This is a genomic window from Vibrio sp. T9, from assembly GCF_003123985.1.
Lineage (GTDB): Bacteria > Pseudomonadota > Gammaproteobacteria > Enterobacterales > Vibrionaceae > Vibrio > Vibrio diabolicus.
The window spans coordinates 92,588-105,569 of the sequence record NZ_NIGY01000002.1; the positions used below are offsets into that span (position 1 = coordinate 92,588).

Genomic DNA, 12,982 nt, shown 5'->3' on the forward strand with positions numbered 1-12,982 from the left:
TTAACTAAAGCCAAAACCGTGCCAAAAAAAATATTCCATTAATTTCAAGCAATTGTGTTTTTTGGCGCTAGCTTGGTGCAGATGATTGCACCAAAATGATCTTTACTCGCACCATTGTGGTGCGGAAAATCATTATTGCACCATAATGTGACAGGCGCATTGCTTATTCAGCCCAGTTTTTGAGCAAGAGTCAATTTGAATTATGCATCGATTGGAATAAAGTTGCGTTTAATCAATTCGTTCTGAGGAAGAAAATGGGCATTAAGCGTAAAAATCGCAGAAATGCTCGGGAGTAGATCACATATTTCTAGGCTTTTTGCTAAAATCTGGTACATTATGGCCGTTTTTTTAATCAGCAAATGTCGCCAGAGAGCACCCGTTCTCAGCGTGGGGGCATTTCATCTATCTAAGTGAATCAATATCCATGGCTACTCCACAGATTGATAAATTAAGAAATATCGCGATCATCGCGCACGTTGACCACGGTAAAACCACGTTGGTTGACAAGCTGCTACAACAATCAGGCACGCTTGAGTCTCGCGGTGAAGCTGAAGAGCGAGTCATGGACTCGAACGACATCGAGAAAGAGCGCGGTATTACCATTCTTGCTAAAAACACAGCAATCGACTGGAACGATTACCGTATCAACATCGTAGATACTCCGGGACACGCGGACTTCGGTGGCGAAGTTGAACGTATCATGTCGATGGTAGACTCTGTACTACTTATCGTTGACGCGGTTGATGGTCCAATGCCTCAAACGCGTTTCGTAACACAAAAAGCGTTTGCTCATGGTCTAAAACCAATCGTTGTTATCAACAAGATTGACCGCCCGGGCGCACGTCCTGATTGGGTTATGGACCAAGTGTTCGACCTATTCGACAACCTAGGTGCTTCTGACGAACAGTTAGACTTTAAAGTGGTTTACGCTTCTGCTCTTAACGGTTGGGCTTCTCTAGAAGAAGGCGAAACTGGCGAGAACATGGAACCGCTATTCGAAACTATCGTTGGCGAAGTAGCTGCGCCAGAAGTTGACCTAGATGGTCCACTACAGATGCAAATCTCTCAGTTGGATTACAGCTCTTACGTTGGCGTTATCGGCGTTGGCCGTGTAACTCGTGGTAGCGTTAAGCCAAACCAGCAAGTAACGGTTGTTGGTGCAGACGGCAAAACTCGCAACGGTAAAGTGGGCACAGTAATGGGCTACCTAGGCCTAGAGCGTCACGAAGTTGAGCAAGCTAACGCGGGTGATATCATTGCAATCACTGGTCTTGGCGAGCTTAAAATCTCTGACACTATCTGTGCACAAAACGCAGTAGAAGCACTACCAGCACTGTCTGTTGATGAACCAACAGTAACCATGACGTTCCAAGTAAACACGTCTCCATTCGCTGGTAAAGAAGGTAAGTTCGTCACTTCACGTAACATCCTTGAGCGTCTAGAGAAGGAACTGGTACACAACGTTGCACTGCGCGTTGAGCAAACAGACGATCCAGACAAATTCCGCGTATCAGGCCGTGGTGAGCTTCACCTGTCTATCCTGATCGAAAACATGCGTCGTGAAGGCTTCGAGCTTGCCGTATCTCGTCCAGAAGTAATCATCAAAGAAGAAGATGGTCAGCTAATGGAACCGTTTGAAACGGTAACCATCGACGTAATGGAAGAGCACCAAGGCGGTATCATGGAGAATATCGGCCTACGTAAAGGTGAGCTGAAAGATATGGCTCCAGACGGTAAAGGCCGTGTACGTATGGACTTCATCATGCCATCTCGTGGTCTGATCGGCTTCCAAACGGAATTCATGACACTGACTTCTGGTTCTGGTCTTCTATACCATACGTTTGACCACTACGGCCCACACAAAGGCGGTAACATCGGTCAGCGTATCAACGGTGTTCTGATTGCTAACGCTGCGGGTAAAGCGCTAACTAACGCACTGTTCAACCTTCAAGAGCGTGGTCGTCTATTTATCGGTCACGGTGTGGAAGTTTACGAAGGCATGGTTATCGGTATTCACAGCCGCGACAACGACCTAACAGTAAACGCACTGAAAGGTAAGCAGCTAACCAACGTTCGTGCATCTGGTACAGATGACGCACAGGTTCTAACTCCGCCAATAATCATGACACTAGAGCAAGCGCTTGAGTTCATCGATGACGACGAGCTAGTAGAAGTAACACCTGAAAGCATCCGTATCCGTAAGAAATTCCTAACGGAAAGCGATCGTAAACGTGCTTCTCGTGGCGCGAAATAATTTTCGTTAAGCGATTCAATTAAGAAGAAGCCCTGAGTTATGCTCAGGGTTTTTTGTATCTAGAGAATGAACATATCAGCATGAAGCCAATTGTGATTACTGGTGGCCCAGGTGCGGGGAAAACCACCCTACTGAATGCATTAGAGCGGCAAGGGTATGCGACGTTTGCAGAGAGCTCTCGTACGCTGATTGAACAGCAAAGCCAGTTAAACGACGGTATCTTGCCGTGGACGAACCTGCCTGAGTTTGCTCAATTGTGTCTCGACTTGATGAGCAAGCAAAAGAGTGATGCGCGTTGTCATGACGTTGCGTTTGTTGATCGCGCGATCCCAGACATCATTGCTTACTTACAAGTGGGCGGTTGTAAGGTTGACCAAGCTTTCTTAACCGAAAGTGCTGGGTACTATAGCCAGGTGTTTACTTGTCGACCTGAAGCATCCATTTACGTGCAAGATGAAGTGCGTCCACACAGCTTTGAAGAAGCATTGGAGATTCATCAATCCTTAGTGGATATCTATGCTGAGTTGGGTTACGAAGTGGTAGAAGTGCCATGGGGCAGTGTGCTAGAACGAGTAGGCTTTGTTCGAAGAGTCATCGGTTTAGTTGGTGAGGTCACAGACTAAAACCTCCTCGCTAGGAGGAGGTTTGAATCATTTACTTTTGATTGAGCTTTTGTAGGAATTTATCAGACTCTGCAATCGCTTCGTTCATCTGTTTGATGGCAAACTGAATGTCTTTCTCTAGACTATAAAATTCACCTTGTAGAGAGCCAATCGCACTCGCGTTAAGGTTGTGTTTCAAGTACAACGTGTTGTCGCGCAGTGTATTTAGTACCGGCGTCATCTTTTTCTCTGCACGCTTCATTGCGCTAAGCATGGTTTTGTACGAGGCTTTGGTTTCACGTAGCTTTTGCTCGCTTGAACGGCGCAATTTCGCGCTCGAGTACAGCTCTAGTTCGTCTTGCCATTCATCGAACAGTGCGCCGGAAACGTCTTCAATCGCAGCAATGCGGTCACGAACGTCTTGCGCCGCTTTTTCGCTGTCTTCGTACTTGTCATTGATTTTGTTGTAGACACTTTCTAGCTCACCACCATCAAAATTAGTGATCGCAGATAAGGCTTCAAGTGCACTGGTGAATTCTTCTTGTGCATCTTGTTGAGATTCTTTGGCATCTTCAACGCGGTCGACCATAATATCTCGTTTATGGTACCCAACTTGCTCCATCGCTGAGTAATAAGCAGATTGACACCCTGTTAAAGTGAAAATTGATAGTACAATTGCTAATAAATAAGGCATTCTTATGTCCTCGACAATAGGGTCTGTCGACCTTTTGTGGTTGTTTTTTGTTCGATATAAAAGCGTTTTAATCGCGGCGAGAGGGTTGTAGCATAGTCATTCTAAGCAAAACGCCTCTCAACAAAGAGTAAAACGCTTCTAGACGAACCCTTCGGGCAGCGCTTGTGGTTTCTTTCTACTGCGTTATCGGCTTCTCTGGTAGGTTAACTACAATTCAAAGCCTCTGCCTTGTATAAAGAACCCACAAACTGCTGCAAAAATCAGCTCAAAAGGTCAACAGACCCTTATTATGGGATGAACTATGAACCAGTTATCAGAGAGTTACAAGGCAAGATTAATCAATCTACTGCCAAGTTGCGTCGCGTTTTTTAAGTATCTTCTTAAGCGATTAACGCATGATCGCGTCAATGTGAACGCGGGCTATCTTGCCTACATTACCTTGTTATCCATCGTGCCAATGCTGACGGTATTGTTATCAATATTGTCGAAATTTCCCGTTTTTGCGAACGTCGGTGAGGTGTTGCAAGGCTACATTATTGAGAATTTTGTTCCGGCATCTGGGGAAGCTGTACATACGGCATTGCAGGAATTTGTGGCGAATACGGGCAAAATGAGCGCGGTTGGCGGTGGGTTTTTATTCATTGCTGCAGTCATGCTGATTTCGAACATTGATAAGAACTTAAACTACATTTGGCGAGTTAAAGACAAGCGCCGTTTAGTCTTTTCATTCTCTATGTATTGGATGGTACTCACGTTAGGGCCGATCATGGTCGGTGCGAGTATCGCGGCGACATCGTACGTGACCTCACTGCAAATTTTAGAGAACGAGACATTATCTGGTGCGTTCAATCTGTTTTTACGTTGGTTACCGCTGTTGTTGTCTTTTTTCGCTTTCCTTGGCTTATATATTCTGGTGCCGAATAAAAAAGTGCACCTGGCTCATGGCGCGATGGGGGCAGCAGTCGCTGCGATACTGTTCGAATTAAGTAAAAAGGGCTTTGCACTCTACATCACGCAGTTCCCATCTTATCAGCTCATTTACGGCGCGTTAGCCGCGATTCCTATCTTGTTTGTTTGGGTGTATTTATGCTGGATGATCGTGTTATTGGGTGCGGAAGTCACAGCAGCGCTTGGTGAGCGAGAGCACTGGAGTGAAGATTTAGACATGATACACTCGACCGCTGAATCTCAGTTAACAGATGAAGGAAGCGAGAGTAGTGATAGCGCTAATTCAACGAGTCAGTGAAGCTGCCGTCCGTGTGGATGGTGAAGTCGTAGGGGAAATTGATCGTGGTCTGCTGGTCTTATTAGGAGTAGAGAAAGACGACGATGAGGCCAAAGCAAAACGCTTGATGGAGCGTGTTACGACCTACCGCGTGTTCGAAGATGATGAAGGTAAGATGAACCTAAACGTCAAACAGGTAGCAGGCAAAGTGCTGGTGGTTTCTCAATTTACGTTACCTGCGGATACAAAAAAAGGCACTCGTGCTGGCTTTTCTCGCGGTGCGCATCCTGCTGATGCTGAGCGCTTGTATGATTACTTTTCTGATTTGTGTGAACAAGTTTTACCCACACAGCGTGGCCGCTTCGCTGCCGATATGAAAGTGTCCTTAGTGAATGACGGTCCGGTGACGTTTTGGTTGCAGGTCTAGTCTGGTAACACCGGTGCCATAGTCTAAGCTTTAACTCCAAGCTCATGGAATTGGCTTGGAGTGATTTTCCCGACATTTATTAGTGTTGTGCTTTCAAAGGATTGATATGTTCAAACTCATTACTCCCAAAACCGATAATCAGATAAACAAGTATTATCAGTTTCGCTGGCAACTGCTTCGTGAGCCATGGCGTATGCCAATTGGCTCTGAACGCGATGAATACGATGAAATGAGCCATCACCGTATGATTGTTGATGGCCGAGGTCGTCCTATGGCGATCGGTCGTTTATACATTACGCCGGATAATGATGGCCAAATCCGCTATATGGCGGTTAAAAATAATCGCCGCAGTAAAGGTATGGGCTCGCTGGTTCTGGTCGCGCTAGAGTCGTTAGCACGCCAAGAAGGGGCGAAGCGCTTGGTGTGTAATGCCCGTGAAGATGCCATCGCCTTTTACGAGAAAAATGGCTTTGAGCGTCGCGGTGAACTGACCGACGAGCGCGGTCCTGTGCGTCACCAGCAAATGGTGAAACCATTGGATCCGATGGCGAATGTGTTGCGTCGCCCAGAATGGTGCACTGAACTTCAGCAGCGCTGGGAGCAACAGATCCCAATTAGTGACAAAATGGGGATAAAAATTAACCAGTACACGGGTTACCAGTTTGAATGCTGCGCGCAACTTAATCCAAACCTTAATCCGCATAACACCATGTTTGCGGGGTCGGCTTTTACTTTAGCTACCTTGACGGGGTGGGGTATGACGTGGCTGCTGCTTAAAGAGCGCGGTTTGCATGGTGATATTGTGTTGGCCGACAGCTCGATTCGTTATCGTCAACCAGTCGAACAAAACCCCGTGGCAAGTACTTCGTTAGATGGGATCAGTGGTGACCTAGATCGATTGGAGTCAGGGCGTAAAGCACGCATCGTCATTCACGTGGTGATTTATAGTGGCGACACGCCAGCCGTAGATTTTGTTGGTACCTATATGCTGATACCGAACTATTCGCAATTACTCAGCTGTTAATTGAGAGGGCGCCTTACTGATCTGTAGGGCGCTTATCTGTTTCGTTTTCTCGCTCTGTCGGTGGGAGGATTTGTTCCTCTGTGGTGGGATCAGTGACAGATGCTTCGTCTTCTTCGACAATTTCTTCGGAAAATTCTTCCTCTTGAATCTCCACATTGATGTTATCAATCGCAGTTGGCAGCTCCATGGCTGATTCACTTGTTTGTGGAGTGCTTTCAACATCAGCCGGTGCTTTTGGTGCTGGTGCTTTTAAACATTCATTATGATGGATTTCGCCACTGAGTAGATCGCCTTCAACGCTCCCGCACGATTCTTTCCATTGATAAACAATGCCATTTAGCGGGTTGTTGGCCATATCAAACTCGCCCCAAACCCTACCACTCATAGCTTTCCCAGAAATGGTGACTGGTTCTATGGCGACTTTCCCTCGTTGCGCGCTTAAACGCAGCGGACTTAAGGTAATGGCTTTGAGCGAATGATTCGCTTGGGATTTAAAACGGGTATCTCGTAGGTTGGCTTCCACTTCACCAGATAAGCTGTAGGCCAGCATGTTGCGATCACCTGATAATCCTTGTAAATCGAGGCTGAGATCGGAAAAACCATCAATGGCCAGTGTGTTGGGTAAATAATCGTGGAAGAGTGATAAGGGAATGCCATCGGCATTGAGGTTGAGTACCCAAGGCTGGCTCGGAGTACTTAGGTTTATCTGTCCGATGCCTTCTACGTAGCCTTGCTCGAGTGGTGCAAAAAGGCGTGTCAGTTTCCAAAAGCCATTCTCACTTTGCATGGCAAGTGCAGCATGAGACGTGAGCACTTGGTTATAACTGGCGTTTACAACGCTAGCGTCCAGATCGCCATGCCAAAGGCCCCAACGTTGATTGACCTGTTTAAGATCAAGCTGCTGCCCTTCGATGTTTAAACCGGAGAACTGCCAATAAGGTTCGTGAGATAGCTGAATGATCTGGCTGCGCTCGATGTCGAGTCGTTGGATTGTGACATGATCTAACTTACTGATGGCTGCGTGCCACCAGTCTTGGTTATCTTCAGGTTGTATTGCCCACTTGAGGCCTTGAATGGAGGCTTCTTCGAGTTGCCATTGCGTTGGAGTGAACACCCCAGAGACCTGCACACGACCTTGCTGCCAATCTAAGCTGAGATCGTTGAGCTGGATTTTTCCAGGCTCTATAGCAGCACTTAAACGCGGCTCTATTGCGGTTTGCTGTTGGAATTGGACGCTATCCGCCTGCAATGAAACTTGAGCCGTTGTCTCCCAGAGAGATAGTGGCAGTGTGGCGTTTTCTACGGAGAGCTCTAAGTTTTGCCAGTGCCAATCGCCCCATTCAATATCGGCGTTCAGTAAGTCTAAGCTATTAATGTGATTAATCTTGAATGGTATTGCTTGCCAAGGCTTAGCAAGTAGTGATTGGAGCTGGATATGATTGAGTTGCAACTTATTGATGGTCACATTCACTAAAGACCAGCCTTGTGGATACTGCTCGCCTTGCCCTGAAATTTGACTGTTACGCCAGTTAAATGAAGTGCCATAGAGCGTACTGTCTTGCGGTTTGTAGTCCATGTCGACCAAGACCTGATTAAAGGCTTCACCATTCCAATAGATCTGGTCGGCTGCAAGTTGAACCTCGCCATATGGTATTAACTGGCCATTCCACTGTGGTGATTGAATTTGAAGGTCAATGCCATTACCAGAAAACTGCTCGTCGGCGTAATCAATATTTTTGAGCGCGATTTGATGGAACAAAACGTTATCTAAAGGCTTGAGCTTTGGCGCGCCATACTGCAAATTAAGTCCATCAATCAATAAGCTATCAACGATCCATTTACCATCGCGATAAACATCGGGATTCATCCATAAATCGACTTGCTCGATATAAGAAGCGTCGTCTACGTTTGTGTTCACACCCTGTAAAGTTAGGTGGTAGGGAAAATCGTAACGCACGCTTTCTGCTTGAAAGGGCAAGGAAATGCTGTTTGATAGCAGACGCCAAGTTGCATCGGCGTAAGATGTTGTTAACAGCGCAATCATAGTGGCCGGAATGGCAACTAAGATAACCAGTAACAGAATTAGAACTCGACGCGCTGTTTTCATCCCTGCTAGAACCTACGTTTGCAATTAAATAAAACTAGATAGGCTTTAGCTTGTATCAATATTCTGCGGTATTCAATAAAAAGCCCCTCAAAAGAGGGGCTTGAAGCGGTTTTTTGTAACTTGGTCTACGTAAAAGTGATAAGTGGCTGCCCACTTATCACTGTGGTTTACGCGACGTCGTTGTTACTCGACTTAATCAATCTGAGGGCCAGCGGCAACCAGAGATTTACCTTCCGCATTGTCCGTGTATTTATCAAAGTTATTGATAAAGCGTTCAGCCAAGTCTTTCGCTTTGCTTTCCCACTGAAGTGGATCAACGTACGTGTCACGAGGGTCTAGAATGCTTGGATCCACACCTGGTAGTGAAGTCGGTACCTCAAGATTGAAGATAGGAATGTGCTTAGTTGGTGCATCTTCAATCGAACCATCAAGAATCGCATCAATAATTCCGCGCGTATCTTGAATCGAGATACGTTTGCCAGTGCCGTTCCAACCTGTATTCACTAGGTAAGCCTCAGCGCCTGCTGCTTCCATACGTTTAACCAGTACTTCTGCGTATTTAGTTGGGTGAAGCGTTAGGAACGCTGCGCCAAAACATGCAGAGAAGGTTGGCGTTGGCTCAGTAATACCACGCTCTGTTCCTGCCAGTTTTGCAGTAAAGCCAGATAGGAAGTGGTACTTCGTTTGCTCAGGTGTCAATTTAGACACTGGAGGTAGCACACCAAATGCGTCCGCCGATAGGAAGATCACTTTATTCGCGTGACCGCCTTTTGATACTGGCTTAACGATGTTGTCGATATGGTAGATAGGGTAAGAAACACGAGTGTTTTCTGTTTTCGAACCATCATCAAAGTCGATAGAGCCATCGCTACGTACCGTTACGTTTTCTAGCAGTGCATCACGGCGAATCGCGTTGTAGATGTCCGGCTCCGCTTCTTTCGATAGCTTGATGGTTTTCGCGTAACAACCACCTTCGAAGTTGAAGACGCCGTCATCATCCCAACCGTGCTCATCATCACCAATTAGCGCACGTTTAGGGTCAGTTGATAGTGTGGTTTTACCGGTACCAGAGAGACCAAAGAATACCGCTACGTCGCCGTCTTTGCCCATGTTAGCGCTACAGTGCATTGATGCGATGTCTTTTAATGGAAGGAAGTAGTTCATCATTGCGAACATGCCTTTCTTCATCTCACCGCCGTACCAAGTACCACCGATAAGTTGCATGCGCTCGGTTAGGTTAAATACGGTGAAGTTTTCTGAGTTCAGACCTTGCTCTTCCCATTTTGGGTTAGTGCATTTTGCGCCATTCATTACCACGAAGTCTGGTTCAAATGTTGTCAATTCTTCTTCTGTTGGGCGGATAAACATGTTTTTAACGAAGTGCGCTTGCCATGCGACTTCAGTGATAACACGAATGCTCAAACGCGTATCTGGGTTTGCACCACAGTAACCGTCAACAACAAACAAGCGTTTGTTAGAAAGCTGGTTTGTGACCAGTTCTTTCAGCTCGTCCCACACTTCTGGAGTGATTGGTTTGTTGTCATTTTTTACTTGATCAGACGTCCACCACATATGCTCTTCTGTCGTAGCGTCTTTGACGATGTATTTATCTTTTGGTGAGCGACCAGTAAAGATGCCAGTGTCAACGGCAACCGCACCTAGTTCAGTAACCACGCCACGCTCATAACCTGTTAGGTCTTCACGCGTTTCTTCCTCAAACAACATTTCGTAGCTAGGGTTGCGAATAACCTCTTTAACGTTATGCAGTCCGTGCTTGGTTAGATCAAGTGTTGCAGCCTTAGTATGTTCCATAACGGTCATAGGTGCTCCTTATAAGGATTTTTGTAGGGATTTTGTAAGAATGTTTTAATTTTAATCTGCTCACCATGCTAGCAACGGGGCGGGGAGAAAACAGGGAGATAGCTCAAAATTTATCCATGATTTCAATAAGGTTTTAGGTAACCCGTCACATATTGGTGGGAATAGTTTATCGTGCACGCAATCCTTTGCGCTAGGGCAAAATCATTATTAATTGTTTAAAATTAAGCAGTTGTTTTATTACGCTTGAAGCGAGGCATTACGAGGGATTGATCACAAAAATGCCAGCATTAAGCTGGCATTTTGTAGGGTAAATTACGTGCTTGATAAGCTATGTAAATTAATGCAGGGTTTTCTTGTCCGCAGAAGCTTGTGCATACAGCTCGGTGACTTCCGCTTCGTCGAACGTATAGGTCGTGCCACAGTAATCACAATGTAAAGAAACGGATCCTACTTCAGCCAAAATGTCATAAATTTCAGCTTTCTCAACGGTGATGATAGCGGCACCACTACGATCACGAGAACAGCCACAATGGAATTCGACAGGTTGCGGTTCGTAAAGGCGCACTTTGTCTTGGTTATATAGGCGGTATAGTAGTTCGTTAGCTTCTAGACCAAATAGCTCTTCATCTTTTACCGTGTCAGTCAGTTGCTCTAGATGCTCGAAATCATCTGGTGAACCAGTGCCATCAGGGATTACTTGAATCAACATACCTGCTGCGTGGGCTTTACCTTCATGCTCGCCCGTGCGGATCCATAGGCGCGTTTTTAGCTGCTCTGAGTTTGCGAAGTAGCCTTCTAGTACGTCGGCTAGAGTATCACCTTCTAATCCAACGACACCTTGGTAACGCTCACCGTTTTTTGGTTCGATAGTGATAACGAGGTAACCTTTGCCCATGAGATCGTGGAGGCTTGCATCATCGGCAATATCGCCTTCCCAGCGAGCCACGCCACGAACGCGTTGCTTGTGGTCACCGTTGATAACGGCAAGAGATACAGGGCCGTCGCCTTGTAGCTGAATGGTGATTGAGCCTTCGAACTTAAGAGTGGCAGTTAAAAGAGTAGTTGAAACGAGTAGCTCACCCAGCAGTTTCTCTATTGCTGCCGGATATTCCTTGCTGGAGATAACACGTTGGTACGCTTCATCCAATTGTACCAACTCGCCACGTACTGAAAGATCTTCGAATAGGTAGCGGTTTAAAACATTATTTGCCATGGAGTGCTTTCCTCGTTGGTAATTCCGGCTTTTATTGGTGTTTGAACTTAATGATGTCTCTGCGCTGCTTTTTATCTGGGCGGCGTTCTGGACTTGGGTTGTGGGCATTAAGCTTACGTTGAGTCGCGTGTTCCTCACGTTTCGCTATACTTTCATTAGTTTCGCGATACAAGGTCTGTGCGATGGGAGCGCCTCGGCGTTGATCAGAAATTTTTTCGATGATCACCGTTTTTTCTTCGTTGCCTTGACGAAGTCTTACTTCGGCGCCCACTTCAACGATTTTACTCGGTTTGCTTCGTTGGCCATTATAGTGGACTTTACCACCATCGACCATGTTACGAGCGATAGAGCGGGTTTTATAAAATCTTGCGGCCCATAGCCATTTATCTAGCCTAACGGCTTCATTTAGGGAACTCATAGAACACTACGCTATCTAATCATTGCCCGAATATGGCAATGAGTGATGGATTATTCACCTACAGATGGAGTCAAGGCGTATTTTTTTCAAGGGAGTTGGCAAAAACTGCATAAGAAAAAGGTATGAAAGACAACTTGTGATATAGTTCACTGCTCTTTGTTGAGTAATAATTTTATTGCAAATTTAGCAATTTAAAGTCGATAGCTATTGTTATAGCTTAAATGACGAACGTTAGAATAAAGGAATCCATTCAGTGAAACGTTTAGAGCTAAGTGCAGGATTATCAAGCAGACCGCTACTGGCTCAGATCAAGTCCAATAATTATACAATTCAAGCCAAACTTAGCTTGTTGCTCACCTGTCTGTTTATTGCGATAACCGGATGGATACTTGGCAAAATTGTATGGTTAGCCATACCTCAATCGTCGGAAGTGCCGCAATGGCGTCCATCGACGAGCAGCGTTGTTGCGAGCAATAAAGGCGACGCGATAGATTTTAATGCCCTTCAGAATGCCAACCTATTCGGTAAATTCACTGAACAAAAGCCTGCAGTTGTAGAACAACCTGTTGTTAAAGACGCCCCTAAGACGCGCCTTAACCTTACACTGGTTGGCGCGGTTGCAAGCAGTGATGCGAATACCAGTCTTGCTGTCATTGCCAACCGCGGTAAGCAAGCAACGTATGGTTTAGGTGAAGAAATTGAAGGTACGCGTGCGACACTAAAAGCCGTATTAGTGGATCGCGTCATCATTGATAACCAAGGTCGAGACGAGACCTTAATGATGCAGGGTATAGAATATAAGAAGCTATCTGAATCGCCGCAGATAGCCAGAGCCCAATCTCAACGAGCAGAATCAACGTCTGACGTTGGAGAAAAATTAGAGCAAATCCGAGAGGAAATTGCGAAAGATCCACAAAGCGTTTTCAAATACATCACCATTTCACCCGTCAAAAGAGACGGGGGCATTGTTGGTTATCGAGTGTCACCTGGTCGTGATGCCGCGCTGTTTAATGATGTGGGTCTAGAACCTGGTGATATTGCGGTGCAACTTAACGGGATCGATTTAAGCGACCCGTCTTCTTCAGTACAACTGATGCAAGTGATGAGCGATCCGCAAGAATTAAATTTAACTGTTGAGCGCGACGGCCAACAGTACGATATCTATATCCAATTGTAAGACTTAGGCAACCGGCGTAA

The 12,982-nt window shown here is 45.9% G+C and carries 11 protein-coding genes; 6 read left to right on the top strand and 5 right to left on the bottom strand.

Annotated elements, in window-relative coordinates; genetic code table 11:
• The first annotated feature begins 424 nt into the window (after positions 1-424).
• Complete coding sequence (gene typA / locus CBX98_RS04650; RefSeq protein ID WP_046874152.1) at positions 425-2,254, top strand: translational GTPase TypA; 1,830 nt, start codon at positions 425-427, stop codon at positions 2,252-2,254.
• 80 nt (positions 2,255-2,334) lie between these two features.
• Entirely contained in the window at positions 2,335-2,877 is a 543-nt protein-coding gene (locus CBX98_RS04655; protein WP_109168674.1) for an AAA family ATPase, read from the top strand.
• Between the two features lie 31 nt (positions 2,878-2,908).
• On the opposite strand, the gene CBX98_RS04660 is transcribed toward CBX98_RS04655, so the two are convergent.
• Positions 2,909-3,550 (bottom strand): DUF2959 domain-containing protein, encoded by a 642-nt coding sequence (locus CBX98_RS04660; protein WP_109168675.1) that lies wholly within the window; start codon positions 3,548-3,550, stop codon positions 2,909-2,911.
• A gap of 301 nt (positions 3,551-3,851) precedes the next feature.
• On the opposite strand from CBX98_RS04660, the gene CBX98_RS04670 reads away from it, so the two are divergent.
• From CBX98_RS04670 to CBX98_RS04680, 3 genes are all read left to right on the top strand, one after another.
• The gene (locus CBX98_RS04670; RefSeq protein ID WP_005379281.1) at positions 3,852-4,796 is read left to right on the top strand and encodes a virulence factor BrkB family protein; all 945 of its coding nucleotides are present in this window, start codon (positions 3,852-3,854) and stop codon (positions 4,794-4,796) included.
• Positions 4,768-5,202, top strand: coding sequence for a D-aminoacyl-tRNA deacylase (dtd, locus tag CBX98_RS04675; RefSeq protein WP_048624608.1), 435 nt, complete (start codon positions 4,768-4,770; stop codon positions 5,200-5,202). Before CBX98_RS04670 ends, dtd begins: the two co-directional genes overlap by 29 nt.
• A 106-nt stretch (positions 5,203-5,308) precedes the next feature.
• Positions 5,309-6,226, top strand: coding sequence for a bifunctional GNAT family N-acetyltransferase/hotdog fold thioesterase (locus CBX98_RS04680; protein ID WP_005395003.1), 918 nt, complete (start codon positions 5,309-5,311; stop codon positions 6,224-6,226).
• 13 nt (positions 6,227-6,239) lie between these two features.
• Here CBX98_RS04680 and CBX98_RS04685 read toward each other — a convergent pair whose 3' ends face one another.
• From CBX98_RS04685 to hslR, 4 genes are all read right to left on the bottom strand, one after another.
• Positions 6,240-8,333 carry an AsmA family protein gene (locus CBX98_RS04685; RefSeq protein ID WP_109168676.1) on the bottom strand — a complete coding sequence of 698 codons (2,094 nt, stop codon included), beginning with the start codon at positions 8,331-8,333 and terminating at the stop codon, positions 6,240-6,242.
• A gap of 192 nt (positions 8,334-8,525) precedes the next feature.
• A complete protein-coding gene (pckA, locus tag CBX98_RS04690) occupies positions 8,526-10,154 on the bottom strand; it encodes a phosphoenolpyruvate carboxykinase (ATP) (RefSeq protein ID WP_047009389.1) in 1,629 nt (542 codons plus the stop codon).
• 337 nt (positions 10,155-10,491) lie between these two features.
• Positions 10,492-11,367 carry an Hsp33 family molecular chaperone HslO gene (gene hslO / locus CBX98_RS04695; RefSeq protein ID WP_046874147.1) on the bottom strand — a complete coding sequence of 292 codons (876 nt, stop codon included), beginning with the start codon at positions 11,365-11,367 and terminating at the stop codon, positions 10,492-10,494.
• 31 nt (positions 11,368-11,398) lie between these two features.
• Complete coding sequence (gene hslR / locus CBX98_RS04700) at positions 11,399-11,785, bottom strand: ribosome-associated heat shock protein Hsp15 (protein ID WP_031780440.1); 387 nt, start codon at positions 11,783-11,785, stop codon at positions 11,399-11,401.
• 253 nt (positions 11,786-12,038) lie between these two features.
• Between hslR and gspC the strand changes: the two genes are divergently transcribed.
• Positions 12,039-12,962 carry a type II secretion system protein GspC gene (gspC, locus tag CBX98_RS04705; RefSeq protein WP_048624610.1) on the top strand — a complete coding sequence of 308 codons (924 nt, stop codon included), beginning with the start codon at positions 12,039-12,041 and terminating at the stop codon, positions 12,960-12,962.
• Positions 12,963-12,982 lie beyond the last annotated feature (20 nt).